Source organism: Demequina lignilytica (assembly GCF_030418375.1).
GTDB lineage: Bacteria > Actinomycetota > Actinomycetes > Actinomycetales > Demequinaceae > Demequina > Demequina lignilytica.
Window position 1 is genome coordinate 307,467 of record NZ_JAUHPZ010000003.1, and the last position, 26,755, is coordinate 334,221.

General features: G+C 71.4%; 19 protein-coding genes. 7 read left to right on the forward strand and 12 right to left on the reverse strand.

From position 1 onward, the window contains the following. Positions 1-107 precede the first annotated feature (107 nt). From QQX13_RS07550 to QQX13_RS07565, 4 genes are all read right to left on the reverse strand, one after another. Positions 108-1,103 (reverse strand): D-ribose ABC transporter substrate-binding protein, encoded by a 996-nt coding sequence (locus QQX13_RS07550; protein ID WP_301153010.1) that lies wholly within the window; start codon positions 1,101-1,103, stop codon positions 108-110. Positions 1,104-1,165: 62 nt separating this feature from the next. Beyond that, a complete protein-coding gene (locus QQX13_RS07555; RefSeq protein WP_301153012.1) occupies positions 1,166-2,305 on the reverse strand; it encodes an ABC transporter permease in 1,140 nt (379 codons plus the stop codon). 1 nt (position 2,306) lies between these two features. Further along, complete coding sequence (locus tag QQX13_RS07560; RefSeq protein WP_301153014.1) at positions 2,307-3,869, reverse strand: sugar ABC transporter ATP-binding protein; 1,563 nt, start codon at positions 3,867-3,869, stop codon at positions 2,307-2,309. Continuing rightward, complete coding sequence (locus tag QQX13_RS07565; RefSeq protein ID WP_301153015.1) at positions 3,866-4,528, reverse strand: DUF2291 family protein; 663 nt, start codon at positions 4,526-4,528, stop codon at positions 3,866-3,868. The genes QQX13_RS07560 and QQX13_RS07565 overlap by 4 nt, the downstream gene beginning before the upstream one ends. Positions 4,529-4,749: 221 nt before the next feature. Here QQX13_RS07565 and QQX13_RS07570 point away from each other — a divergent pair, with 221 nt between their 5' ends. From QQX13_RS07570 to QQX13_RS07580, 3 genes are all read left to right on the forward strand, one after another. Continuing rightward, a complete protein-coding gene (locus tag QQX13_RS07570; protein ID WP_301153017.1) occupies positions 4,750-5,667 on the forward strand; it encodes a ribokinase in 918 nt (305 codons plus the stop codon). Then, positions 5,664-6,056, forward strand: a complete 393-nt coding sequence (gene rbsD, locus QQX13_RS07575; protein ID WP_301153018.1) for a D-ribose pyranase — start codon at positions 5,664-5,666, stop codon at positions 6,054-6,056. The genes QQX13_RS07570 and rbsD overlap by 4 nt, the downstream gene beginning before the upstream one ends. A gap of 76 nt (positions 6,057-6,132) precedes the next feature. Further along, positions 6,133-7,815 carry a DUF389 domain-containing protein gene (locus QQX13_RS07580; protein ID WP_301153021.1) on the forward strand — a complete coding sequence of 561 codons (1,683 nt, stop codon included), beginning with the start codon at positions 6,133-6,135 and terminating at the stop codon, positions 7,813-7,815. A gap of 220 nt (positions 7,816-8,035) precedes the next feature. Here QQX13_RS07580 and QQX13_RS07585 read toward each other — a convergent pair whose 3' ends face one another. Beyond that, on the reverse strand, positions 8,036-14,161 hold the full coding sequence (locus QQX13_RS07585; protein ID WP_301153023.1) for a prealbumin-like fold domain-containing protein: 6,126 nt from the start codon (positions 14,159-14,161) through the stop codon (positions 8,036-8,038). Positions 14,162-14,651: 490 nt separating this feature from the next. Here QQX13_RS07585 and QQX13_RS07590 point away from each other — a divergent pair, with 490 nt between their 5' ends. After that, positions 14,652-15,572: an endonuclease domain-containing protein gene (locus QQX13_RS07590; RefSeq protein ID WP_301153024.1), complete on the forward strand. Its 921-nt coding sequence runs from the start codon at positions 14,652-14,654 to the stop codon at positions 15,570-15,572. Between the two features lie 254 nt (positions 15,573-15,826). Here the strand turns inward: QQX13_RS07590 and QQX13_RS07595 are convergent, their stop codons facing one another. Then, the gene (locus QQX13_RS07595) at positions 15,827-16,852 is read right to left on the reverse strand and encodes a glycoside hydrolase family 43 protein (protein WP_301153025.1); all 1,026 of its coding nucleotides are present in this window, start codon (positions 16,850-16,852) and stop codon (positions 15,827-15,829) included. A 189-nt stretch (positions 16,853-17,041) separates the two neighbouring features. Next, on the reverse strand, positions 17,042-18,391 hold the full coding sequence (locus tag QQX13_RS07600; RefSeq protein ID WP_301153026.1) for an oligosaccharide MFS transporter: 1,350 nt from the start codon (positions 18,389-18,391) through the stop codon (positions 17,042-17,044). Positions 18,392-18,554: 163 nt separating this feature from the next. Here QQX13_RS07600 and QQX13_RS07605 point away from each other — a divergent pair, with 163 nt between their 5' ends. Next, on the forward strand, positions 18,555-19,205 hold the full coding sequence (locus tag QQX13_RS07605) for an AMIN-like domain-containing (lipo)protein (protein WP_301153028.1): 651 nt from the start codon (positions 18,555-18,557) through the stop codon (positions 19,203-19,205). A 12-nt stretch (positions 19,206-19,217) separates the two neighbouring features. Here the strand turns inward: QQX13_RS07605 and QQX13_RS07610 are convergent, their stop codons facing one another. Further along, the gene (locus tag QQX13_RS07610) at positions 19,218-20,669 is read right to left on the reverse strand and encodes a copper resistance CopC/CopD family protein (protein ID WP_301153029.1); all 1,452 of its coding nucleotides are present in this window, start codon (positions 20,667-20,669) and stop codon (positions 19,218-19,220) included. A 126-nt stretch (positions 20,670-20,795) separates the two neighbouring features. On the opposite strand from QQX13_RS07610, the gene QQX13_RS07615 reads away from it, so the two are divergent. After that, on the forward strand, positions 20,796-21,734 hold the full coding sequence (locus QQX13_RS07615; protein ID WP_301153030.1) for an alpha/beta hydrolase: 939 nt from the start codon (positions 20,796-20,798) through the stop codon (positions 21,732-21,734). 59 nt (positions 21,735-21,793) lie between these two features. Then, entirely contained in the window at positions 21,794-22,642 is an 849-nt protein-coding gene (locus tag QQX13_RS07620; RefSeq protein ID WP_301118644.1) for an oxygenase MpaB family protein, read from the forward strand. Positions 22,643-22,758: 116 nt separating this feature from the next. On the opposite strand, the gene QQX13_RS07625 is transcribed toward QQX13_RS07620, so the two are convergent. Genes QQX13_RS07625 through QQX13_RS07640 form a run of 4 tightly spaced genes read right to left on the reverse strand, consistent with a single transcriptional unit; the run spans position 22,759 to position 26,754 of the window. Then, positions 22,759-23,466 (reverse strand): substrate-binding domain-containing protein, encoded by a 708-nt coding sequence (locus QQX13_RS07625; protein WP_301118643.1) that lies wholly within the window; start codon positions 23,464-23,466, stop codon positions 22,759-22,761. Continuing rightward, the gene (locus QQX13_RS07630) at positions 23,463-24,437 is read right to left on the reverse strand and encodes an aldo/keto reductase (protein ID WP_301153031.1); all 975 of its coding nucleotides are present in this window, start codon (positions 24,435-24,437) and stop codon (positions 23,463-23,465) included. Before QQX13_RS07630 ends, QQX13_RS07625 begins: the two co-directional genes overlap by 4 nt. Beyond that, on the reverse strand, positions 24,434-25,390 hold the full coding sequence (locus QQX13_RS07635; RefSeq protein ID WP_301153032.1) for a Gfo/Idh/MocA family oxidoreductase: 957 nt from the start codon (positions 25,388-25,390) through the stop codon (positions 24,434-24,436). The genes QQX13_RS07630 and QQX13_RS07635 overlap by 4 nt, the downstream gene beginning before the upstream one ends. Then, positions 25,387-26,754: a protocatechuate 4,5-dioxygenase subunit alpha/beta gene (locus QQX13_RS07640; RefSeq protein ID WP_301153033.1), complete on the reverse strand. Its 1,368-nt coding sequence runs from the start codon at positions 26,752-26,754 to the stop codon at positions 25,387-25,389. The genes QQX13_RS07635 and QQX13_RS07640 overlap by 4 nt, the downstream gene beginning before the upstream one ends. Between the last annotated feature and the right edge of the window lies 1 nt (position 26,755).

Sequence of the window (26,755 nt, forward strand, 5' to 3'; positions counted from 1 at the left end):
GGAGGCCAGCCTACGTCGGCTGGCACGCCACGGACCAGGGGCGTCGCCTGACACGGCGACGGCGCCCCGCGGTGATCCGCGGGACGCCGTCGTCGGGAGGAGCGGTGTCAGCCCTCGAGGGCGAACACCGTGTACTTGTCGACGTTGGACGCGTCGATGAGGATGCAGTCGATCGACTGCTTCTCCGGCTGGCCGGTCGACCCGGTCCGGATGTACTCGTCGGCCTGCTGGACCGCCATCTGCGAGATCAGCACGGCGGGCTGGAGACCCGTCGCCAGCAGCTTGCCGTCCTTGATCGCCTGCGCGGCGTCGGGGCTGCCGTCGAAGCCCGCGACGATCACCTCGCCGGTGAGGCCCGCCGCGTCCACCGCGGCGACCGCGCCGAGCGCCATCGTGTCGTTGCCCGCGATGATGCCCTTGACGTCCGGGTTCGCCTCGAGCAGGGTCTGGACCTTGTTGAAGGCCTCCTGCTGGTCCCAGTTGGCGGTCTCCTGAGCGACCATCTCCATGTCCGGGTACTCGTCGATGACCGCGTGGTAGGCGTCGGAGCGGACCGCCGCGTTGGTGTCGGTCTCGCGCCCGAGAAGCTCGATGTACGTGCCCTCTCCCTCCATGGCCGCGACGAAGGACTCGCCGACCAGACCCGCGCCCTGAGCGTTGTTCGCGACGATCTGCGAGACGGCGATGCCGGTCTCGTTGATCTCACGGTCGATCAGGAACACCGGGATGCCCGCGTCCTTGGCCTTCTGGACGGCGCCCACGGTGACGTCGGCACCAGCGTTGTCGAGGACGATCGCCACGGCGCCGTTCGAGATGGCGGCGTCGATCAGCTCGGACTGCTTGTTCGGGTCGTCGTCGTGCGAGTCGGCCTGAGCGGTGTAGCCCAGCGCCTCCGCTTCGGCCACGGCGGCGTCAGCCTCCGCCTTGAAGAACACGTTCGAGTGGGACGGCGTGATGACCGCGATGAGGCCTCCGGCCTCGCCGCCGCCGGCCGGCGTGCTCGTCTCCGCGGTGGCGGACGACGCGGTGGTCGGCGTCTCGGTCGACCCGCCGCTCGAGCATCCGGCGAACGCGAGGGCGGACATGGCTGCTGCGGCAATCACAGCGCCTTTGCGGAACTTGCCTAGCATCTTCTCTCCTTGAGTTTCTCTTCTTGGGTGGGGGATCAAGCTCTGACGGCCGCGGCTTCGCGCTCCGCGGCCTCCTGCTTGACGCTTTGGGCGGCCTGCGCAGCCGCGCGGGCCTTCTTGAGGCGCTCCTGGCCCTGGTCGAGGATGACCGCGAGCACGATGACGAGGCCCTTGATGACGGTCTGCCAGAAGCTGCTGACCCCGACGAGGACCAGGCCGTCCGACAGGAACCCGATGACGAACGCGCCGATGAGCGCGCCCTTGACCGTGCCGCGGCCGCCGGCGAGAGATGCCCCGCCGATGACCACCGCCGCGATCGCGTTGAGCTCGAAGGCCTGGCCCGTCTGCGGCGCGGCCGATGTGAGCTCGGAGGCGATGATGAGGCCCGCCATGCCCGCGCAGATGCCCGAGATGATGTAGACCCGCATCTTGACGCTCTTGACCGGGACGCCGGACAGCTGCGCAGCACGCTCGTTGCCACCGGTGGCATAGAGCCAGCGACCGAACTTGGTCCTCGCGACCAGCAGGGCGATCAGCACGGCGAAGATGACCATGATCCAGATCGCCGTCGGGATGCCGAGCGGGCGGGCGACGCCCAGGAACGAGAAGCCGGTGTTGCCGAGCTCCGCCTCACCCTGCAGTCGGGGGAAGGTCGAGCCGTTCGAGATCAGCAGCGCGGCGCCGCGCGCGATGTACATGGTGCCGAGCGTCGCGATGAAGGGCGCGACTCTGAATCTGGTGATCAGGAGGCCGTTGAGCGCGCCGACGAGCGCGCCGACCGCGAGCGCGACGATGATCACCACCCACACGGCCGGATAGGCCGTCACGTCGAACAGCGACAGCTGCCAGCCCTGGAGCAGAACACCGGCGACGATGCCCGACAACCCGACGATGGATCCGACCGACAGATCGATGCCTCCGGTGATGATGACCAGCAGCATGCCGAGCGCGAGGATCGCGTTGTACGCGACGTGCTTGGTCATCGTGATGAGGTTGCTGGGCTGGAGGAACGCATCCGACAGCATGGCGAAGATGATGACCAGCACGATGAGCGCGACGAACGCCCGCTGGTCCATCAGGAACTCGCCCAGCGAGCGATCGCCCAGGATCGGGTGGCGCTTCTGCTGCTGGGCCGCGGCTCCCGCGGTCTTCGGTGACTGCTGGGTGGTGGTCATGTCAGGCCTCATTCGTGGTCTGTGCGGCGGAGCCGGAATCGGCGACCGCCATCAACTTCTCGCGGGTGGTGGTGCGCGGGTCGAGCTCCGCGACGATGCGACCTCGGGACATCACGAGGATCCGGTCACAGGCGTAGAGCACCTCGCCGACCTCGGAGGTGGCGAAGAGCACGGCGCGTCCCTCGCGCGCCTGGGAAGCCATCAGGGCGAAGATGTCGGCCTTGGCGCCCACGTCGATGCCTCGCGTGGGCTCGTCGAGCACCACCACGCGGGGCTCGGTGAGCAGCGCCTTGCCGATGACCACCTTCTGCTGGTTGCCCCCGGAGAGCGAGCCGATGGCGGCGTCCAGGCCCGCCATCTTGACCTTGACGCCCTTGGCGGTCGTATCGAGGTGCTCCTTCTCGGCCCGCTGATCGAGCAGCCCCGCCTTCAGGAACCGGCCCACCGAGGCGAGCGCCATGTTGCGCCCCACGCCGAGGGTCTGGACCAGACCGTCCCGCTGACGGTCCTCGGGGACCAGGATGAGCCCGCGATCGATGCGATCCTGGACCGTACGGTGGGTCAGCTCCTCGCCGTCGAGCGTGACCGACCCGGCGCTGATGGGGTTGCGTCCGGCGATGGCCTCGAGGAGCTCGGTGCGGCCCGCGCCCATGAGCCCGTAGATGCCCACCACCTCGCCCGAGTGCACGTCGAAGGTGACGTCGCGTGCGGCGAGACGACCGGGGCTGTCGGGGTCGGAGACCACCAGGCCCTCGATCGAGAGGAGCACCTCGCCGGGGTCGTGCGCCATCGGGGCATAGAGGTCGGACTGCTCGCGACCCACCATCTGAGAGACGATCCAGCCGAGGTCCACATCCTCCATGTCGGCGCGGGCGACGATCTCGCCGTCGCGCAGCACCACCGCGGTGTCCGCGATCTCGAGGCACTCGTCGAGGTGGTGGGAGATGTAGACGATCGAGACGCCCCGGGCCGTCAGCTCGCGGATCATGCGGAAGAGGACCTCCACCTCGGCATGCGAGAGCGCCGACGTGGGCTCGTCCATGATGAGGATGCGGGCGTCCTCGCTGAGCGCCCGTGCGATCTCGATGATCTGCTGCTGGCCGACGCGCAGGTCGCCGACCAGCGTGCGCGGGTCGAGCTGCTCCTCGAGCCGCTCCATCAGCTCGGCGGTCTCGCGGCGTTGCGCCGCGAAGTCCACGGATCCGCCCTTGAGCTTCTCCCGCCCGAGGAAGACGTTGTCCGCGATCGAGAGGTTGGGGCAGAGGTTCAGCTCCTGGTGGATGATCGCCACCCCCTGCGCCAGCGCCTCGGTGGGACTGGCGAAGGAGACCTCCGCGCCGTCCAGGACGATGCTTCCGGAGCTCGGCGTCTCGACGCCCGAGAGGATCTTCATCAGCGTCGACTTGCCAGCGCCGTTCTCGCCGATCAGCGCCGTGACCTCGCCGACCCGCAGCTCGAAGTCCACACCGCGGAGCGCGTGAGTCCCTCCGTAGGCCTTGGTGATCTGCTCCGCCCGCATGACGATCTCGCCGCGCGCGAGCGTCCGGATGGCCGCCTCGGTCACGAGCCGACCTCGACGCTGACGGGGACGATCACCACGTGGGTGACGTCGCCACCGGTCTTCGAGGACCAGGTGACCGCTCCGACCACGGTGATCGTCTCGCCCTCGAGCGCATCCATGTCGACCTCGGCGTAGGCCTCCGCGGCGGCGAGCTTGTTCAGCTCGATGGCGACGTTCTGGTACTCCGTCTGGTTCACGAAGTCTCCGAAGGTGACGGTGGTGCCGGCGTCACGGAGCGCCGTGGAGGAGCCGAGCGGCGGCACCGCCACGCCGACGGTGAGCCCCTCGGGCATCTCGGCGACCTCGAGCCCGACCTCGCCGAACGACCCCTCGGTCACCGTGCCCGTCGCGGTGACGGGGTAGCTGTAGGGCTTGTTCTCGTCCTCGCGACGCCCGAGCTCCTCGCCGGTACCCTCGGGATCCGCGAGCACGTTCTCGGCGAGCTCGGCGACGGGGACGGCGCGCTCGGTGATCGACGGCACGATCACCTCGTCGTAGTTCAGGGCGGCATACTCGACCGCGGTATCCGCAGCGATCTCCTGATCCGCGTTGCTCACGAACGTGGTGCTCAGCACCATCGGCACCGCGAGCACGACCGCGACCCCGACCCCGACAACCCAGGTCCGCCGCCACACCGGTACCGCCTGCACACTGCTCGACATCGTCAGCGCCCTCCTTCGCGCGCCCCGACCGACGAGAGGCGCCGACGTAGTGGCCCCCCAGCTCCGGCGGCGGCCCTGCCACCGGAACTCCATTCATCGATCGACTCTGATTGTGAATCCCTATTCGATACCGACTGAATAAAAATTCATTACTGAATGTGTTGTTCAACAGGCTAGGACGCGCCATCATGGTTGTCAACATGCCGAGGGAGGCGAGCCGAATGGACATCGAGGTCCTGGTGGTGGGATCGATCAACGTCGACCTGTACGCCACGGTCGAGCGGCACCCTCGTCCCGGCGAGACGCTGCTCGGGCGCGATTCCTGGCAGGCACCCGGCGGCAAGGGGGCGAACCAGGCGCTCGCTGCACGGCTGCGCGGCGCCACGACCTCGATCGTCGGCGCCGTCGGAACCGACACCGCCGCCAGCACCGCCCTGAGCCTGCTCGAACGCGCCGGCGTGGAGACGGCCGCCGTCGCGCATCGTCCCGGTCCCACCGGCCTGGCGATCATCACGCTGGCCGAGGACGGGGAGAACACCATCATCGTCGTGCCGGGCGCGAACTCGACCGTGGATGCGGAGCAGGTGGACGCCTCGCGCACGATCGGGCGGGCCCGAGTCGTGGTGCTTCAGGCCGAGCTCCCGCTGCCCACGGTCGAGCACACGGCGCGGGCCGCGGCAACCGCGGGCGCGCGCGTCGTCATCAACGCCGCACCGGCCTGCGCGCTGGCCCCGGACGTGGTCGCGTGCGCCGACCCGCTGGTGGTCAACGAGCACGAAGCCGCGATCGTCGCCGCGGGCCTGCGGCCACCGGGGACGCCGGTCACAGGTGGCGGCGACCCGGCCGCCGCTGGGCGGTTCCTGCAGGCGGCGGGCGCGCGATCGGTCGTGGTCACCCTCGGCGGCGCGGGATGCCTCGGCTTCGAGCCCGGCACCGAGTGGACGGTGCCCGCGCTGCGGGTGCCGGTCGTCGACACCACGGGCGCAGGCGACGCCTTCGTCGGAGCACTGGCCGCGCACCTCGCCTCCGGCGCCGACCTACGGTCAGCCGCGCAGGAGGCGACGCGGGTCGCCGCCGCATCGGTCCAACGGCTGGGAGCTCAGCCGTCCTACCCAGGGAAGGAGGATCCCCTGCCATGAAGCGTTCCGGGATCATCAACGCTCCGCTGTCGGGTGCGCTCGCGCGGCTCGGCCACACGGATCTGCTGGTCGTCGCCGATGCGGGGCTGCCCATCCCCGCCCACGTGCCGGTCGTCGACCTGGCGCTCGTCTACGGCGAGCCGGCGTTCACCACCGTCCTCGACGCGCTCCTCGGAGAGATCGTCGTGGAGCACGCGTACGTCTCGGCGCCCTCCGACGAGTGGCCGTGCGGCGCGTGGGTCGACGAGCGCCTCGACTCGCCCGCCGAACGGCTCCCCCACGACGACCTGAAGGCCCTCGTGAGCGAATGCCGGCTGGCGGTGCGCACCGGTGAGGACACCGCCTACTCCAACGTGATCCTGAGGTGCGGCGTGCCGTTCGCAGTCTGAGGCGCTCTGCTCGCGCACGGGTCCTACGCTGAGCGCTAGACGGCCTTTCGGAGGCGCGGCAGAGGGGGACAGGATCATGAGCGGCGACACCAGCCCGGAGCGGAGGCCACGCTACACGCCTCGGACCGGCAAGCAGGCGATGCGCAGCATGCGAGGCGACGCCGCGTCGATGTGGCGTGGTGTCGCGAACCCGATCTCGCTCCGCGGGCTGGTGGCCGCGGGCGCCGGCACCCTGGTGCTCCTGCTGCCCGGCGTCAGCACCGCGATCGTCCAGATCATCGTCGTGGCCGTGCTGGGCGTCTCGGGCATCCTCGACGTGATCTACGCGCTGGTCGGCAAGCGGTGGATCGGAAAGCGACGCAACCGCGTGATCGCGTTCCTGCGCGGCCTCATCACCGTCCTGTTCGTCGCGATCCTGGTGCTCTTCATGTGGATCGACACCGACGGCGGCACGGTGAGCCTTCAGGTGGTGGTCTCGCTGACCGGGCTGTACGTGGCCATCCGCGGGCTCTTCCTGCTGGTGTCGTCGATCTTCCGCCGCGGGCAGGAGGGTCAGGGGCCCCGGATCGTCGGCGGCGTGATCGCGCTCGCCGGAGGCGGGATCGCCTTCTGGTCGCCCGAGACCCTCACGGACGCGATCATCGTCGGCGGCGCGACGCTCGCGATCGTCGTCGGGCTGATCCTGGTCGCGTGGGGACTGCGCCGCAGCTCGTCCCACGAGGCGGGTCTCGACCCCCGTACGGCGACGTTGCCCGAGGTGCTCTGGGACTGGATCCGGGGCATGGACATCGGCGTCGGCGAGCGCGAGGACCTGGCGGACAGCCTCTACTTCGACGAGCCGGGACGCTACGCGAAGCTCGGCGCGTGGTGGGTGATGCTGGTCCTGTCCGTCGCGATCGCCACCTTCGCCGTCCTGTCGGACTCGACCGCCGTGGTGATCGGCGCGATGCTCGTGGCCCCGCTGATGCAGCCGATCGTGGGGCTCGCCGGCGCGCTCGTCAACGGCTGGCCCCACCGCGCGCTGCAGGCCGGGCTCATGGTGACGCTCGGGGTGCTCGTGTCGATCGCGCTGTCCTACGGCCTCGCCGCGTGGGCCCCCGTCGCGGTCTCGTTCGACACCAACACGCAGATCACGTCGCGGGTGAACCCCAACGTGATCGACATGTGCATCGCGATCGCGGCCGGCGCCGCGGGCGCGTTCGCGACCGTCAACAAGCGGGTGTCCTCGTCGATCGCGGGCGTCGCGATCGCGGTCGCGCTGGTGCCGCCGCTCGCGGTGGTCGGCATCTGCCTCGGCGGCGGGCGCTTCGTCGATGCGGGCGGAGCGTTCCTGCTGTTCCTCACAAACTTCGCCGCGATCGTGCTGTCCGCGGCGCTGGTGTTCGTGCTCACGGGCTTCGCCGAGCATCGTCGCCTCCAGGACAACCCGATGCGGGTGATCGGCGTGCTCGGCCCGTTCGTGGCCCTCGCGGTGGTGCTGCTGGCCCCGCTCGTGCTGTCCTCGCAGGGCCTGCTGACCCAGGCGACCGCCGAGCGCGTGGCGCAGCGCACGGTCGACCAATGGCTGGGCGAGGACCCCGACTTCGTGGTCGAGGACATCTCGATCGAGAGCGGCACCGTCATCGTCGCGCTGCGCGGCAGCGGGGACACCCCTCCCCCGGAGGACCTCAAGGCCGCCCTCGACGAGGAGCTGACCCCGCCGCGCGCGCTCCGGCTCACGGTCACGCCGGTCGAGGTGACGGAGATCCCGGCGCGCTGACGCCGCCGGGCCTCCTCCCTCCCGCCTTCCCGTCCTCCCCTGGACAGTCCGCACGGGATCCGCGCGGACACGCCGGCGGCTGGGGCCGATCGGGTCCGGGACCACGGCGTGTCGCGCCCAACTCCGTGCGTACTGTCCGGAGGCGGGGCGGGGGCGGGGATGGACCACGGGCCCGGCGGGTGAGGACCGCCGAGCCCGTGGACCTTCGCCTCCGCGAGTCTCAGCTCTCGCGTCGGCGGCGCACCGTCAGCAGCGCCAGCCCGGCCACCAGCAGGAGCGCAGCGGCTCCCAGGGTGCCGCGGACGTCCGCGCCGGTGACGGACAGGGCAGGCGGCTCGGTCGGCTCGACCACGATCACCGGGATCACGGTGTTGACCGCGTCGCAGGTGACCATCCCGCCCAGCGGGGCCACGAACGTCACCGACGTGGCCACGTCGTCGAGGTCCTCGACCCCGGTGCAGGTGAGCTCCTGGGTGTAGAGCTCGTCGACCGGCTCGGAGACCGTGTAGGTCGCCCCCGGGATCAGGTCCCAGGTCGCGGTGTCGGAGCTCGAGTTGCCCGCACCCGTGAGGGTCACCGTCGCCGGGCCCACGTCGGAGGTCAGGGTGAACTCGAACGCCCAGTCGCCGTCGTCGGGCATGCCCGCCACGGTCTTGGTGAGCGCCAGCTGCGCCGCGAGGCCCGCGTTGGTGGCCGTGCAGGACACCTGCTGGTCGAAGCCCGCGACGAAGGTGACGGAGGACGCCACGTCGTCGAGGTCCTGGACCCCCTCGCACATCAGGGTGGCGGCGTAGCCGTCGACCTCCGCCTCGGCCACGGTGTAGGTCTCGCCCGGCACCAGGCCGGTCCAGCCCACGGGCTCCGCGGTCACGTTGCCGACGCCCTCGACCAGCTGCGAGTCGACGTCGTCGACGGCCGGTGCGATGGAGAACAGGAAGCTCCACGGCAGGTCGTCGGCGACCCCGGTCACGGTCTTGGTGATGGACACGCTCGACGGCCGCGCGGTGTTGACCGCGTCGCAGACGATGGACTGGTCGAAGCCGGCGACGAAGGTCACCGACGTGTCGACGTCGTCCAGGTCCTCCACGCCCTCGCACATGAGCGACTGCGTGTAGCCGGCGTCCACCGCCTCGGCGAGCACGTACTCCACGCCGGGAACCAGGTCGGTCCACAGCAGCGGCGCCGCGGTGCCGTCACCGGTGCCGGAGGCGACCTGCTCGCCACCGCCGCCCGCCGCCGGCGTCAGCGTGAAGGCGAAGGACCAGTCGTAGCCGTCGGCCACGCCCTCCACCGTCTTGGTGACGCTGATGTCGGACGGGAGCCCCGCGTTCGACGCCACGCAGGTGATGTCGAGGTCGAAGCCCGCGATGAAGGTCACCACCGTGGGATCGGGGTCGGTGTCCTCGACTCCGGTGCAGACCAGCATCCCGTCGTAGTCGGGGTACAGGCCCTCCATCACCGTGTACTCGGTGCCCGGCACCAGGTCCTCCCAGACCAGCGGCGCGGAGACCATGTCACCGGTGCCGGTCGCCGTCTGCAGGCCGCCGTCGCCCACCTCCGGGGTGAGGGTGAAGTCGAACGCCCACGCGAGCGTGTCGGCGACACCGGTCACCTCCTTGGTCAGGGTCAGGCTGGAGGGCAGCGCGTCGTTGGTGGCGTCGCAGGTGATGTCCTGGTCGAAGCCGGCGACGAACGTGACCGTGGTGTCGGACTGGTCGAGGTCCTCGACGCCCGTGCACATCAGCATCTGGTCGTAGCCGGTGACCAGCTCCTCGGCGATCACGTAGGTCTCGCCGGGGATCAGGTCCTCCCACGTCAGGACGTCGGAGCCGGGTCCGGTGCCGGTGGCGTGCTGCTCACCGCCGCCGGTCGCCTCGGGCGACAGCAGGAACCCGAAGTCCCACTGGTGGTCGGGACCCACGTTCGTGACCGTCTTGGTGACCGTCAGGCTGGAGGGCAGCGCGTCGTTGGTGGCGTCGCAGGTGATGTCCTGGTCGAAGCCGGCGACGAACGTGACCGTGGTGTCGGACTGGTCGAGGTCCTCGACGCCCGTGCACATCAGCATCTGGTCGTAGCCGGTGACCAGCTCCTCGGCGATCACGTAGGTCTCGCCGGGGATCAGGTCCTCCCACGTCAGGACGTCGGAGCCGGGTCCGGTGCCGGTGGCGTGCTGGACGCCGCCCCCGGTCGCCTCGGGCGACAGCAGGAACCCGAAGTCCCAGGCGTAGTCGTCGGCGACGCCGCTGACGGTCTTGGTCACGGTGAGCTCCGAGCTCTTGGCCGTGTTGGTCGCGGTGCAGGTGATGTTCTGGTTGACCCCGTGCCGCCACGTGACCGTGGTCGGGTTGTCGTCGAGGTCGGCCGGCACATCGCACACCAGCGTCTGGTCGTAGCCGGGGAGGATCTCCTCGGCGAGCGTGTACTCCTCGCCGGGGATCAGGTCCTCCCACGTCAGGACGTCGGAGCCGGGTCCGGTGCCGGTGGCGTGCTGGACGCCGCCGCCGGTCGCCTCGGGCGACAGGATGAACCCGAAGTCCCAGGCGTAGTCATCGGCCACGCCCTCGACGACCTTGGTCACGGTGACCGAGGTGGGCACCGCATCGTTCACCGCCCGGCAGACGATGCTCTGGTCGAAGCCGGCCATGAACGTCACCGAGGACTCGGACAGGTCGAGGTCGGTGACGCCGTCGCAGACCAGCCGCTGGAGGAAGCCTCCGAGCGCGACCTCCTCGAGCCTGTAGACCTCGCCCGGGATCAGCCCCTCGATCGCGCGAGGCTGGATGAGGGTGCTGCCGGTGCCACCGAGCACGAACTGCTCGGAGCTGCGGCTCGACGGACCCGTGGGAGCGAAGGTGAACGCGAACGCCCACTCGTAGTCGTCGGCGACGCCGGTGACCTCCTTGGAGAGGGTCGCCCGCGAGATCTTCGCCTTGTTCAGGGCGTCGCAGGTGAGGTGCTGGTCGAAGCCGGCCACGAACGTGACCGTCGTGTCGGACTGGTCGAGGTCCTCGACGCCCGTGCACTGCAGGGTCTGGGTGTAGTTCGTGTCGACCACCTCGGCGAGCACGTAGGTCATGCCCGGGGTGAGCCCTGTCCAGGTGAGCACGTCGGACGTGCTGCCGGTGCCGAGCGCGACCTGCGCGGACGGCAGGCCCCCGATCGGCGTGAGCAGGAATCCGAACTGCCAGCTGTAGTCCTCAGCCACGCCGACCACCGTCTTGGTGACCGTGATGTCGGTCGGCTTCGCCGAGTTGTCCGCGGTGCAGACGATGTGCTGGTCGAAGCCGGCGACGAACGTCACCGAGTGGTCGAACGGGTCGAGGTCCTCGACGCCGGTGCACTGGAGATCCTGGACGTAGCCGCCCACGACCGCCTCGGACACGATGTACGTGGTGCCGGGCACCAGGCCCGTCCACTCGAGCACGTCGGAGCCGTCACCGGTCCCGAGCGCGAGCTGCGCGTCAGGCGCCCCGCCGAGCGGCGTCAGGGTGAACCCGAACTGCCAGGGGAGATCGCTCGCGACCCCGTCGACCGTCTTGGTGAGCGTGAGGTCCGACGGCTTGGCGGTGTTGACCGCCGAGCAGACGATGCTCTGGTCGAAGCCGGCGATGAAGGACACCACCGTCGGGCTCGGGTCGAGGTCGACCACCCCGGTGCAGCGGAGCGTCTGGGTGTAGTCGCCGTCGGCCGCCTCGGTCAGCGTGTAGAGCGTGCCGGGGACCAGGTCCGACCACACGAGCGGCGCGGAGACCATGTCGCCGGTGCCGGTCGCGGTCTGCATGCCGCCGCCGGTGGCGTCCGGGCTGAGCGTGAAGTCGAAGCCCCACGCCAGCGCATCGTCCACGCCCGAGACGGTCTTGGTGAGCGTCAGCGTGGACGCCTCCGCCGCGTTGGTCGCGGCGCAGGTGACGTGCTGGTCGAGGCCCGCGACGAAGGTGACCGACGCGTTGGTCGGGTCCTGGTCGAGGTCCTCCGCCACGGTGCACGAGAGCGCCTGGGTGTAGTCCCCGTCGACCGCCTCCGCGATCGTGTAGGTCTCGCCCGGGACCAGGTCGGTCCAGGTGAGCACGTCGGAGCCGTCGCCGACCCCGTCGGCCTTCTGGAGGCCGCCGCCGGTCGCCGGGGGCGTGAGCGTGAAGTCGAACTCCCACGCGTAGCTGCCCGCCACGCCCGTGACCGTCTTGGTCAGCTCGACGTCCGCCGGCTTGGCCGCGTTGACCACGTGGCAGTCGATGACCGCGCCGGGAGCCGGGTCGATCTGATACCCGGGGGTGTCGCCGTCGGCGTCGGGCAGCTCCGTCTGCGCCTGGTCGTAGCACTTCATGGTCGCGTCGTAGCCGGTCGCGCCGGACTCGCTCAGCGTGTACTCGGTGCCGGGCTGGAGGTCCATCCAGCTCGCCACGCTCGGCGAGGTCTGGTTGCCCGTGCCGGCGAGCGTCTGGGTGCCCGCCGGGACCGCGTCGGGGCTCAGGGTGAATCCGAAGGACCACGGGTAGTCGTCGGCGACTCCCGTGACCTCCTTGGTCAGGCTGAGCCGCGCGAGCTTGGTGTTGTGCACGGTGCAGGTGACGGTCTCGCCGGCGTTCACGGTGATGTCCGCCGGGTCATCCTCGCCCTGGTCGCACATGATGCTGTCGAGCCGCCAGCCGTCGGGGACGTCCTCGCCCACCGAGTAGCCGGAGCCGGCGTCGACGAGCGCGCTCAGGGTGTTGCCCGAGACCGTCCCGTCGGTCGCGGTGGTGGTGATGGTGCCCGCGGCCGTGCCGGTGATGTCGAAGTCGCCAGCGCCGCCGTCGGAGGCCTTCTGGACGATCAGCTTCCCCTGCTGCTCGTTGGTGAAGGTGCAGGTGATCAGGTCGCCCTTCTGGGCGGTCACGGTCACCTTCTGGTTCGCGAGGTCGACGGTGCCGACCTCCTGGCCGTCGGCCTCGCAGTAGATGCTGTCGAGGCCCCACGGGAGCGCGCTCGCCGGGAGCGTGCCCTCGCTGATGACCACGGGCTCGCCCGCCGTCGCGGCGAAGGTCTGGGACTCGCCGAGCTTCAGGTCGAAGTCCGTCTGGCCGTAGCTGAAGTCGAAGTCGGTGCCCGTGTCGCCGTCACCGGCCTTCTTCACGACGATGCCCGTGAAGACGTTGTGGATGGTGCACGAGCTGGTGCCGCCCAGGAGCGACGACGGCACGTCGAAGACGTTCCCTGTGGGGGCGCCGTCCTCGTAGAGCGTGACGTCGACCCACGGTCGACCTGCCGCGAAGATGTCCTGATACGTGCACATCACGGTGTCGAGGCTCCACCCCGGCGGGAGGCTGTCGGTGAGCTCCCAGGCGGTGTAGTCGGTGCCGTTGATGACGCGGTTCCACGAGTCCTGCTCGCCCACGGCCAGGTCGCCGACGATGACGGCCTCGCCATCCCGCACCGTGCCGCCGCCCGTGCGTTCGATCCGATAGTCGAACTGCTGTCCGGGGGCGTCGGTGGTGGCGGTCTTGTCGATCTCGACGGTGCCGCAGTTGGAGATGTCGATCGGCGGCACGTATGCCAGGTCCTTGAGCGCACTGTTCGGGTCGTAGCCCGAGGCGGTGGCCGCCTGTCCGCCCACGCTGACGGTGCGGCACTGGTCGGTCGGCAGGATGCGCAGCAGGCTGAGGTTCATCGCGACCTCGCCCGCGGTCTGGGTGGCCGTCACCTCGACGGCTCCCGCCGGGATGCTGCGCAGCACCCAGGTGCCGCCCACGCGCTGGTACAGGTCGGCGTTGGAGGCCTTCGAGGGATTGAACTCGAACAGCATCAGGTAGTCGCCGTCGGGGTCGCTGGTCGGCGGCAGACCGTCACCGTCGTCGAAGTACAGCGCGCCGATCATCGAACCGGGATCCGCGTTGCAGCGCTTGTAGATCGCGTAGACGATGTCGTTGACGTCGCCGCCGACGTCGACCTTCTCAGCCGCGATCGCGACGTAGGCCAGGTCGCTCTTGGACGGCGTCACCTGCGAGAAGGTGGAGCCCCAGATGGGGCCGTGCTCGAGCTTGACGCCGCTGTCGCCGGCGTCATCGTTGACATCCGCGCACAGGTCCGGGTCCTCGCTCATCGCATACACGCCGGTGGTCGGCAGGCCGCCTGGCGTGGTGCCCGCGCCGTACAGCGCGTCGAAGTCGTTCGGGCCGGCGGTGTCGGCGTCGATCACGAAGGCCGTCTGCGGCGTGAACGCCGCGGACGTCGCGACCGCGGGCGCCGCCACCCCTCCCGCGAGCGTGGTCGCGAGCAGCGCCGTGATCGAGACCCCCGCGATGACCGGCCGCGACGTTCGCCGTCGAGCGTGCCGTCCGCGGGTTCCCTCAAACATGCCTGTGGACATGAAGCCGCGCATGATACCCCTCCCTCACTGGGGTCGCGCAGGTCACTCCCTTGTGACCTACATCACATTCGACGCTACGCCCGCGATGTGACATACGCCACATTGAGCTGTTCGGGACGTATGTTATGTCCGTTTTGTTGCGCTTCTCGGGGGCGAATGTGGCCGATTCGTGATGTAGAAGGCCTCAAGTCGGGGCGTTTCCGGCCGAGGCGCCGACCGGCTCGGGCCCATGTCGCCGCCGGTCAGAACGGCCGTCGATGCGACAACGCATCCGGGCGTGTCGCGCATCGTCCCGGCCCTGTGCCGTGCCCCAGGAGCCCTGTGAGTGCACGGCGCGACGCCTAGGGCGCCCGGCGTCGCGCGGTGCACTCGCAGGACCGACAACGGCGGCTGTGGACAGCCGGCGCTCGTCCACAGATCTCCGAGCGGCGGCCCCGCGCTCCCGATGCTCTGTTGCGCTGGAGAGATGCGCGCGATCCCGGGGGTGCCCATGCCCAGCGGCCTCCTGGCCGACCACCTCGACTCCCACCCCCATGCGTGGTCGCGCGCCGAGCTGCTCCACGCCTGGTCGACCCGGCGACTCACCCGCGCCATCGCCGACGGAACCGTGACCCGGCTGCTGCCGGGCGTCTACTGCGGCTCCCGCCACGCAGCTGATCCGGTGGTTCGAGGCGAGGCCCTCAACCTGTGGCACCCCGCGGGCCTGGTCACCGGCGAGCTGGCGCTGCATCTGTGCGCGCGCCAACTTCCCGCGCCGGACCGGGCCGCCCTGATCGTGCCCCGTGGACAGCACCTGCGAGCCCCGAGCTGGGTGCGGCTGCTGCAGGTGGGGACGCCACGGGTGAGCACCAGCTTCTCCATGGTGAACTGCGCGGTCCCCGAGCGCGCGCTGCTCGATGCCTGGCGTCTCGCCGCGCCGGAGCGCCGGGCAAGCATCGCGTGGGAGGCCCTGTGGGCGCGCGCCTGCAGCTGGCGCCAGCTCCGGCGGGAGGTCGAGCGCGCTCCGCGGGTGCCGGGACGCGTCGAGCTCGAGCGGATGCTCGGCTGGTTCGCCGCCGGCGCCACCACCCCGCTCGAGGTCCGCGCACGGTACGAGACCTTCGCGGATCAGCGCTTCCGAGAGTTCGAGTGGCAGGTTCCGCTGGCGTTGAGATCACGGCGCGCCACCGTCGACATGCTGCACCGGCGCGCGGCGGTCGTGGTCGAGCTCGACGGCGACCGCTATCACTCGACGCGACAGGCGCGCGATGCGGATCGCGAGCGCCAGACGGACCTGGTCGCCGCAGGATTCGCTGTGCTCCGCTTCGGCTGGCGCGATGTGGTCGATCGGCCCGCGTGGTGCCGGGACCGGGTGCTCACGACCGTGTCCGCGCGCCTCGCGGGTCCTGCGAGTGCACGACGCGACGCCTAGGGCGTCCAACGTCGCGCGGTGCACTCACAGCTGGCGGCCCGCCGCGCACGACGCTCGTCCGACTGGCCGCGATCGCGGCGCAGTCGACCCGGGTCACCCGCCACAGCACCGCGACCACGGCGACGTAGGCGATGACGGTGATCAGGCCGGCCACGACCGGTGCGTCCGCGACGCGTGCGCCCTCCGAATCCCCTGGCACGGGCCGCAACCCGCGCCGGATCCCGCCCATCCCGCCCGGGCGGGCCGTCCTGAGGCTAGGCCGTCAGCTGCGGCATGCCCTCCGGGGGGAGCACCTCGGTCGACGTGGGAGCGGGGCGGGTCAACGGCACCGGCGTCCCCCACACGGGCTCGCCGTCGACGAAGGGCAGCACCTGCGCGCACGCCTGACGGTTGGGCTCCCACAGGGGGTCGCCCACGATCTCGGTGTAGGTGCGGGCGTGATAGACCAGCACGGTCTCGCCGTCCTCGTTCTCCGTGAACGAGTTGTGGCCGGGCCCGTAGATGCCGACGGCGGGATCGGAGGTGAACACCGGCTCCGGCGACTTGGTCCAGGCCGCCGGGTCGAGCGGATCCGCGTCCGCGTCGGCCGTCAGCAGGCCCATCGCGTACTCGATGCCCGTGCCGGACGCCGAGTAGCTGAGGTACAGCCTGCCGTCCCGCTGCAGCACGGACGGCCCCTCGTTGACCCAGAACACGCGGGTCTCCCAGTCGTACTCCGGCTTGGTCAGCATGACCGCCGGCGTGGCCAGCGTCCACGGGTTCGCCATGCGCGCGATGTACAGGTTCGAGTTGCCGCGGATCGCGAGATCCTGCTGCGCCCACACCAGGTACTGGACGCCGTCCTTCACGAAGCTGGTGGCGTCCAGCGCGAACGTCTCCCAGCCGGTGTCGACCTGGCCGCGCTCGACCCAGGTGCCCGTGATGGGGTCGGCGTCGGCGCACTCGAGGACGTAGACGCGGTGGTTGAAGGTCTCGGCGGTGCCGGGCTCGTCCGCCGACGGCGCGCCCGTGGGCGACGCCGCGTAGTAGACGTACCAGGCGCCGTTCACCCGGTGGATCTCGGGCGCCCAGATCAGCTGCGACTGCGGACCCGACTCGTGCTTGACCCAGATGGTGTGCTCCTCGGCCGCCTGCAGGTCCTCGAGGCGCGACGCGCGACGCAGGACGATGCGGTCGTACAGCGGGTGCGAGCCGGTGAAGTAGTACTGGTCGCCGTCGCGGAGCACGCACGGGTCGGCGCGCTGCAGCACGATGGGGTTCGGGATGAGGTCCTCGGACACGGATGGCTCCTTCGACAGGCGGTCGCCGCATCGTCGCTGGTACGGCGGGCCTCGGGGGCATCCGCACGGATGCGGACGTCCCCCGGGGCCTGAGACTGGTCACGAGTTTACAACGATGGAAAGCGCGTGTCGAACCGGTGCGCCCTCAGACGTGCGCGGAGTCGAGCCGGCGCACCCTCGCCCCGCCGCTCAGGTGCGCGCGGTGGCGAGCTCCTCGCCCGCCGGTGCACCCGCATCGTCCGCACCGCCGCGGCCGCGCGGCCGGTCGTTGCGCATGAGCAGGCTCGCGACCACCGTCACCGCCACGATCGCGACGGACATCACCAGGTAGGCGTTCGAGAAGCCGATGGACTCGTAGGCCACGCCGATCGGCAGCGAGAAGACGGCGACACCCAGCGACTTCGCGACCCCGAAGCCGAGCATGTAGGCGGTGGCCGAGATGCGGACGTCGAACGTGCGGGTGATGTACTTCATCACGGAGACCAGCATCAGCGGCATCTCGATCGCGGCGAGCAGGCGCCACGCGATCAGCGCCTCCGTCGTGGTGACCAGCGCCGAGCCCAGCACGCGGACCACCAGGATCGCGGCGAAGAGCTGCAGACCGCGCTTGGCGCCGATCCGGTTGACGAACCAGGGCGCGACCAGCATCACTGCGGCCTCCGCGAAGATCTGGATGGTGACCACGTAGGAGAACAGGGAGACCGGGTCGCCGTGGTCGACGTGGGCGGCGAAGTAGATCGAGAACTGCTGGTCGAACACGTCGTAGAGCGCGGCGGTCCCGAACATCAGCACGACGAAGCCGAGGAAGCTCCGGTCCTTCACCAGCCCCAGCACCGCCGCGCGACTCACCTTCACCGACGAGTGCTCGCCCTCGGCCGCACTCTGCGCCGCCTGCCGGGGCACCCGCGCGACGACCAGGAGCGCGCCGAGCACGAGCGCGCAGAACGATGCCGCCCACCAGATGCTGTCGGGGTTCACGTTCGCCCACAGCCAGCCGGCGACCAGGGTGATGGTGCCGCCCGCGAGCGAGCCGAACAGGCGGGCGTGGCCGTACTCGAAGTCGTTGGCCCGCGAGGCGCGCTCGTTGAACGCCTCCACCACGCTCACGCCGGCCAGCAGCACCAGCGCCATGAACATGCCGGACACGACCGCGGCGCCCACCGGGCTCCAGCCCAGGAGCGGCGTGAAGACGAACGCGAAGAACGGCCCCACCATCGCGCCGCAGAGCACCACGAAGGCGAACAGGTGCTTGCGCAGCCCGAGCCGGTCCTGCAGGTAGCCGTACAGCGGCTGGAGGCACAGCGCGGTGATCGCCATCACGGTGTTGATCAGCCCGATGTTGCCCTCGCCGAGGCCCCTCTGGTCGAACCACAGCCCGTGGAAGGAGAAGAAGATCTGCCAGATGGCGAAGTAGAAGAAGTAGAGGCCGCCGTAGTTCCAGAACACGCCTCGCCGCAGCGACCCCCTCAGGCCGCGGTCGGACGATGCGGGGGTCGCGCCGGGAGACGGCGACGTGGCGGGCGTGGGCGTGGCGGACATGGGCGACTCCTTCGTGCAAGGGTCGGGCCCATCTTTGCACCCGTCAAACAGTGATCTCCCCACTGTAAACGCTCCCAGCGGTGCCGCATTCCACCTCCAACCTGGGCCCGCGGGCGGGCAGGCCCCACCACCCGTTGTCCGCGCACCGGCGTAGCCTGGAGGTGTGAGCAGGAGCCGGCGATGGCTGGCCGCGATCGCGTTGACCGCGGCCCTCCTCGCGGGGTGCTCGCAGGGTGACGCACCGCAGCCGTCGTCGCGCGCGACCACCCCGGCGCCTTCTGCGACGGCGACAGCAAGCCCCGCGCCGACCCCCACCCCGACGCCTACGCCCACGCCCAGCCCGACGTGCGAGGCCTTCGGCACGGAGGCGGCGAGCGCATCGTCCGACGACTGGGGCGCGCACCTGAGCCCCGTGATCTGGGGCTCGACCATGCGCCTGGGGACCCACGACTGCTACGACCGCTGGGTGCTCGACTTCGCGGGGGCCACGGCCGCGCCGGGGTGGTCGGTGACGCCTGTTGAGGCGAGCACCTTCACGCTCGACCCCTCCGGCGAGGAGCTGTCGCCCGCGCTCGCCGGCACCGCGTCGCTCGACGTGGCGTTCGGTGCCTGGGTCGACGGCACGCCGCTGGGCGAGGACCCGTACACCGGTCCGACGACCCTCTCGGGCACCGGGGCGATCCGCGAGGCGCGCATCCTCGGGGGCTTCGAGGGCATCAGCCACGTGGGTATCGGCCTCGACCGATCGCGCCCCTACCGGGTGACGTGGCTCGAGGACCCGGTCCGGCTGGTCGTGGACGTCTTCACGGGCTGACGCCCCGCGCCGTCACATGTGGACCGTGGAGGCGACCAGGACGGCCGTGGCCACGACGACCGCCGCGAACAGCCAGGCCTCGGCGACGGCGGCGCGACGCAGGTGCGTCGCATCGTCCTCGCCGCCGGTCTCCGCGGCGGCCGCCGCGGCGCGGGTCAGCCGCGGCACCACGGAGAAGTGCGTGTACGCGCCGATCGCGCCGACCACGAGCACCACCGCGACCTTCACCAGCAGGACGATGCCCCAGGTCGAGGTCCACAGATCGGAGAGCTCGTCGACGATCGCCCAGGTGAGCGCGACGCCGGCGGCGCCCACCACCACGAACGCGCCCGCGGCGACCACACCGAAGCGCGAGCCCATGCGGGCGGCGTCGAGGGGGCGACCCTCGCGGCGCCGCCTGAGCAGCACGCTCGCCAGGGTCACGACACCGCCGACCCAGATCGCGGCCGCCGCGAGGTGCGCCACGTCGGCGGTCAGCACGAGCCAGCGCGGCTCGGCCGTGTTGCTGTGCCCGCCGAGCACGTGTCCCGCGCCGGCGAGCAGCACGCCGACCACGGCGAGCCACGACCCGCGGGCGCTGCGCCACGCGCCCAGCAGCATCAGCAGCGCGCCCGCCGCCTGCAGGCCCAGCACCCAGGCGACGGACCCGGTGGTCGCCGTGTCGAGCGCCTCGAGGGTGAGGCCGTCGGCGAGCGAGCCCCCGTCGAGCAGCTCGGAGCGGCCGACGAGGCGCAGCGCGAGGCCGCCCAGGAGGAGAGCGCCGCACCAGCGCACGCCGGCGATGACGCGCGGCTCGTCGATCCGGTCGGTACCGCGCAGCGTCACCGCGGCGAAGGCGAGCGCGCCCGCGCCGACCAGCAGCGCCCATAGGGCGATCGCGCTGCCCGCGCGGGCCAGGACCTCGGCGAAGGTGTCGCCCCCGACGCCGCCCGCGTCCCCCTCGTGATCCTCTGGCATCGGGGACATCGACGCCGACGGGGAGGGCGAGGCGCTCGCGGTGGGCGTCGGGGCGGCGGACGCGCCGGCGGACGGCGTGGCCGAGGGCGACGGCTCGGTCCTGGTCACGGCGAAGGCGAAGGTGCCGTCGAGCGGATGCCCGTCCTGCGCCGCGACGGTCCACTCGACCGTGTAGTCGCCGTCGCCGAGCGGCGCGACCGGGGTCGCGACCATCTCGAGGCCGTCATCCGACTGCGTGACGTCGACGTCGACCGGACCGTCGGGTCCGGTCACCACCACCGCGTCGCCCAGCGGCGTCACCGGCAGGGAGTACGTCAGGACGATGCGCTCGACCGGCTCCGTGAGGGTCGAGCCGTCCGCGGGGTCGGAGGCGTCGAGCTGGGTGTGCGCCTGCGCGGGCGCCGCGGCCACGAGCGCGAGCAGCGCCGCGAGCGCCACCGCGAGGGCGGCCGGCAGGGCGCGGCGACCGGCGCCGGTGCGCGTGGGGACGTTCGTGGGGAGGGACATGGCAGTCGAGCGTAGGCGCGACGCGCGCGAGGCGCCAGGGTTGACCCCTCCCGTATGCTCCGTGGCACGGCACCGGACATCGAGGTCCGGATCCGCCGCCGTCCCTCGACGCGGAGAGGCGCTCCCATGGAGATCACCGACGTTCACCCGGACCTGCACGAGCCCCTGAGGCGGCTCCCACCGCTCGACCTCAGCACGCGGTGGGCGCGATGGCTCGGCCGCGTGGGACCGCGCCTGCAGCGCACCAAGCCCGTCGCCGGCGTCGCCGTGCGCTGGGTGCGGTCCGGCCGCCGACGCCTGCGGGTCTACTCCCCCGCGACCCCACCCGCCGCACCCGCGCCGGCCCTGCTGTGGATCCACGGCGGCGGCCTGGTGATCGGCTCGGCCGTGCAGGACGACGGCCTCTGCGCCCGCACCGCGAAGCGACTCGGCACGGTGGTGGTCTCCGTCGAGTACCGGCTCGCGCCCGAGCACCCGTTCCCCGCCGCGCTGGACGATGCGACCGCGGCGTGGGAGTGGCTCCACGCGCATGCCCGCGAGCTCGGGATCGATCCGGGTCGTGTCGCGATCGGCGGGGAGAGCGCGGGAGGCGGGATCGCGGCGGCGCTGGCGCAGTCGCTCCGGGACTCCGGCGGGGTGCAGCCGGTCGCGCAGTGGCTGTTCGCCCCGATGCTCGACGACCGCACCGCCGCGGACACGTCCCTGGACGCCGTCGACCACGTGGTCTGGAGCAACGTGAGCAACCGGGTCGGATGGAGCGCCTACCTGGGCGCCGCACCCGGGGCGGCATCCGTCCCGCCGTACGCGGTGCCCGCGCGCCGGGAGGACCTCGGCGGCCTGCCGCCCGCCTGGCTCTACGCCGGCGACATCGAGCTGTTCCACGACGAGGTCGCGGACTACGCCCGCCGGTTGGACGATGCGGGCGTCCCCGTGACGTTCGAGGTGGTCGAGGGTGCGGCGCACGGCTTCGAGAACTGGGCCGCGTCGACCCCGCTGTCGAAGGCGCTGGTCGGCGGCGCGTGGGCGTGGCTGGCGGCGCGGCTAGGGGTGCAGCCGCTCGCCTGAGCCGGCCGCGCTCGCGACCATAAGTGAATCGCGATTCACTTCTGTGCTACCGTGCCCGCATGACGACCCTCAAGGCCGAGCGTCGACACGAGCTCGACGGCATCGACACCGCCGCGCTCCGCGAGGGCGCAAACTGGTTCATCCAGCTCGCCGGCACGGCGAACGTGATCTGGCAGCTGTCCTACCCGCCGGTCGGCCACGGCGTGGTCGAGTCGACCAGCCCCGGCGCGCTGTTCCACGACCCGCGACGGCGGATGAGGACCACCATCGGGTACATCGCGGTGACGATGCTGGGCAGGGCCGACGAGCGCGCCGCCTACCGGGCCGCGACCAACCGGTCGCACGCGCCGGTGACGTCGCCGCCCGGGACGCGGGTTCCCTACCGCGCCTTCGACCCGGCGCTCCAGCAGTGGGTGGCGGCATGCCTCTACCGGGGGGCCGAGCACGCCTACGAGCGCGTGCACGGGCCTCTCGCCGGGCCGTTCCGGGAGGAGTTCTACCGGCAGGGCAGGGTGTTCGGCACCACCCTGCAGATGCCCGCCGAGGCGTGGCCCGCGACCCGCGACGACTTCGAGGCGTGGTGGAGCGAGCACCTCACCCGCCTCGAGATGGACGATCGCACCCGCGCCTACCTGTGGCGCGTGCTGCGCCTCGAGTACCTCGGCCGCGACCTGCCCGCGCCGCTGATCCGCTGGCGCATCCGGATGACCGGCGGCTACCTCGGCCCGCAGTTCCGGGAGCTGATGCGGATGACCTGGACCGACGACGACCAGCGCCGCTTCGAACGCTTCAACCGCCGCATGGCCGCCGTGCAGCGCGCGCTGCCGCGGGCCCTCCGCGAGGCGCCGCTGACGCGGCCGCTTCGCGACGTGCGCAAGCGGCTCGCGGCGGGGCGACCGCTGTTCTGAGGCGCACGGTCCGCTGGCCGGACATGAGCGCGCGATCCGCACCTCGATCCGGCACTCATGTCCGGCGACGACCGAGGCGCGCGAAGGGCGCGGGCTGGCGAGCGGGGCGAGGCGGTTCAGGCGCGCGCGGGCACCGCGAAGCTGTGCCGGACCTTGATCGCGTCGACCGCGTCGGACGCGAGCAGCGCGAGGACGGCGCGCGCGCCGTCCGGGTCGGTCGCGGCGGTCGCGACGGCTCCCGCGAACACCGTGGTGATCGCGCAGTCGTCCGGCAGCGTGCCCAGGATCCGGATCCCCGGCTGACCCGCGAGCTCGCTCAGCTGCTGACACCCCAGGTCCACGTCGCCGGCCGCGAGCGACGCGGCGACGGGGATGCCGGGCCTCGCCTGCACCAGGCGACCGCCGAGCTCGTCCGCGAGGCCCCACCGCTCGATCATCGCGACCAGCGCCGTCCCGCTCGGCCCGGTCGAGTAGCCGATGCGCGGCGCGGCGAGCAGCGTCTCCCGCATGGCCGCGGCGTCCGGGAAGGCGGGTCCGTCCGGAGCGACGGCGGCATCGACTCCCGGCGCGGGCACGGCGACCGCGACCTCCGAGACCACCAGCGGGGTCAGCGTGGCCGCGTCGACGTGACCGGCGTCGGCGAGCCGGCCCAGCGCGCCGTCGGCGAGGAAGACCAGGTCGAACGGCTCACCCTCGGCCACCCGGCGCGCCGCGTCCACGCCGCCGACCGACTCGACCTCGACCTCAGGGAGCCCCGCGTCCGCGGCAGCCGCGACCAGGTCCGCGAGCACGTGGCGGGTCGCCATCGAGGAGATCGCCCTCATGCGGCGTCCTCGAAGGACTCGGCGTCCACCTCGGCGGACTGCGCGGCGTTGTAGCGACCGCCCGACACCGTGGCGGTGTCGATGAGCGCGCCCGCGCGCTCCAGGAGAGCGGAATCGATACTCAGCGAGACGACTGACTCGTTCTCGAGCGCGTGCGCGAGGCTCGTCGTGCCCGGGATCGCCGTGACGTGCGGCCCGCGCGACAGGACCCACGCGAGCGCGAGCTGCGCGGGCGTGCACCCGGCCTCGACGGCGAGCGCCCTCCAGGCCGGCAGCAGCGCCGCGTTGGCGGGCCAGTGGTCCGACTGGAAGCGCGGCATGCCCCGCCGGATGTCCTTCGGGGCGAGCGCCTCCGGGTCCTCGACCGCGCCCGCGAGGAAGCCGCGGGCCACAGGCGAGAACGCGACCAGCGCGACGCCGGCCTCCCGGGTCGCCTCGAGGATCCCGAGCTCGGGGTTGCGGCTCCACAGCGAGTACTCGTTCTGCACGGCGGCGATGGGCCCGACCGCGAGCGCCTCGTGCAGCCGCGCGACGGACACCTCGGACAGCCCGATCGCGCCGATCTTGCCGGCGGCCACGGCGTCGGCCAGAGCGCCGACGCTCTCCCCGATCGGCACGGACTTGTCCCACCGGTGCAGGTAGTAGAGGTCGATGCGTTCGACGCCGAGCCGCCCGAGCGACGCGTCGACCTGCGCCCTCAGGGTCTCGGGGCGCCCGTCGATGGTCTTGACCCCGTCGACCATCGCCATGCCGCCCTTGGAGGCCACCAGCGCATCGTCCCGCCGCCCCCGCAGCGCACGCCCCACGAGCTCCTCGTTGCGCCCGCCGCCGTAGAGCGTGGCGGTGTCGAGGTGCCGCACGCCGGCGTCGAGGGCGGCGCGCAGCATGCGCTCCCCATCCTCGGGCGAGGGTGCCACGCCGTAGGCGTGGCTGAGCTCCATGCAGCCCAGGCCGGTGCGGGGCAGGATCACGCGAGCTGCTCCTCGAGCGCGCCCAGCACGCGGTAGCAGTCGATCACCTGGCGCAGCGAGGAGTTGGGCTCGCGGCCCTCGCGGATCGCCGCGACGAACTCCCGGTCCTGCAGCTCGATGCCGTTCATGCTGACCGCGACGTTCGACACGTCGATGGGCTCCTCGCGGCCGTCGACCAGGTCGTCGTAACGTGCGATGTACGTGCCCGTGTCGCCGATGTAGCGGAAGAACGTGCCGAACGGGCCGTCGTTGTTGAAGGACAGCGAGAGGGTGCAGATCGCCCCGGCCTCCGCCCTGAGCTGGATCGACATGTCCATCGCGATGCCGAGCTTCGGGTGGATCGGGCCCTGGATCGCGTTCGCCTGGACGATGCGTCCGGCCTGGTAGGCGAACAGGTCCACGGTGTGCGCTGCGTGGTGCCACAGGAGGTGGTCGGTCCAGGACCGCGGCTCGCCCTTGGCGTTGGTGTTGGTGCGGCGGAAGAAGTAGGTCTGCACGTCCATCTGCTGGATGCCGAACTCCCCGGCCGCGATCCGCTGGTGCACCCACTGATGTGAGGGGTTGAAGCGGCGGGTGTGCCCGACCATCGCCACCAGCGACGAGGCCTCGGCCGCCGCGAGGGTGGCCTCGGCGTCGGCGAGCGAGTCCGCGAGCGGGATCTCGACCTGGACGTGCTTGCCGGCCGCGAGCGCCGCCTGCGTCTGGGATGCGTGCAGCCCGGTCGGGGTGGCGAGGATCACCGCGTCGACGTCGTCGCGCTCGAGCACCGCCTCGTAGCCCACCACGGCGGTCGGGACGCCGTACCTGTCCGCCACCGCCTGGGTCGGCTCCGGCCTGGTGCCGGACACCACCGTGACCACCGCATCGTCGATGCTCGCGAGCCCGTCGAGATGCTTCATCCCGAAGGCGCCGGCGGCACCGACGACGGCGACGCGGACCTTGTCGCTGCTCACGCGTGCACCACCTCCGGCTTCGCGTCCGAGGCTACCTGGGTCTCGGCCTCCTCGACCGGCGCGGTGCGACCCACAGGGTTGCTGATCACGAGGTGGCCGACCGCGGTGTTGGAGGCGGGAACGTGGTAGAAGCGGTGGTCGACGGTCGGAGACTCGCCCTCGAACTGGTCGTCCATGGCGCCGCGGGCGATGAGCCAGTCGACCAGCTCGATGCCCTCGGAGCCCGCCTCGTCGACGTACTCCATGTGGGGCCACTCGGTCAGGCCCTTCGGGTCGGCGATGAGGTGGTCGAGGAAGGCGTTGTCCCACTCCTCGTTGATGAGGCCCGCGCGCGGGCCCTGGAGCTGGTGGCTCATGCCGCCGGTGCCCCAGATCTGCACGTTGAGGGGCTCGCCGTCCCACTTGTCGAGGGCGCGGCGGATCGCCTTGCCCAGCTCGTAGCAGCGGCGGCCCGACGGGACGGGATACTGCACCACGTTGACGGGCAGCGGGATGATCTTGCACGGCCACTCGTCGACGTCGCCGAACACGAGCGAGAGCGGCACGGTGAGGCCGTGGTCCACCACCATCTCGTTGACCAGCGTGAGGTCGAAGTCGTCCTGGATCACCGACTGGGCGATGTGCGCGGCGAGCTCCGGGTGGCCGTACACGTCCGGGACGGGGCGCGGGCCGTAGCCCTCGTCGGCGACCGGGTAGTGCGCGCCGGTGCCGAGCACGAAGGTCGGGATGAGGCTCGAGTCGAAGGCCGTGGCGTGGTCGTTGTAGACCAGGATGATGACGTCGGGCGTGTTCTCCTTGGCCCACTTCCGGGTCCACTCGTAGCCGGCGAACACCTTCTTCCAGTACGGCTCCTCGGTCTTGCCCAGGTCCATCGCGGCGCCGATCGCCGGCACGTGCGACGTGAACAGCGCGGAGGTGTACGCGGCCGGGGCGTCCTTCCGCATGGTCGTGGCCTTCTCGGTCGACGGCGGCGTCCACCCGTCGAGGTCCTTGAGCCGCACACCCTCGGGACGGCGGCCGCCCTCGATCATCATGTCGCGGTAGGCGGCCTCGCTCATGCCGGTCATGGACCCGGCCATCTGCTGGAAGCTCAGGCCGTGGGTCGCGCCGATCTTGGACAGGAAGTAGATGTTGCCGCCCTCGGCCATCATCGCGTTGAGGTCCAGGTCGAGCACGGCCTGGCGCTGCGCGGGCGACAGCGGCCACTCGTCGAGGTACGCCGCGCGGTCCGCGAGGTACCGCTCGCGGTTCTCGGGCTTCATCAGCGACATCGAGAACTGGTTGAGGTGGTAGCCCTTCCGGGCCATCTCGGCGTCGAAGATGATGGTGCCCGGGATCTTCTTGTAGGGCTTGTCGAGAGCCATG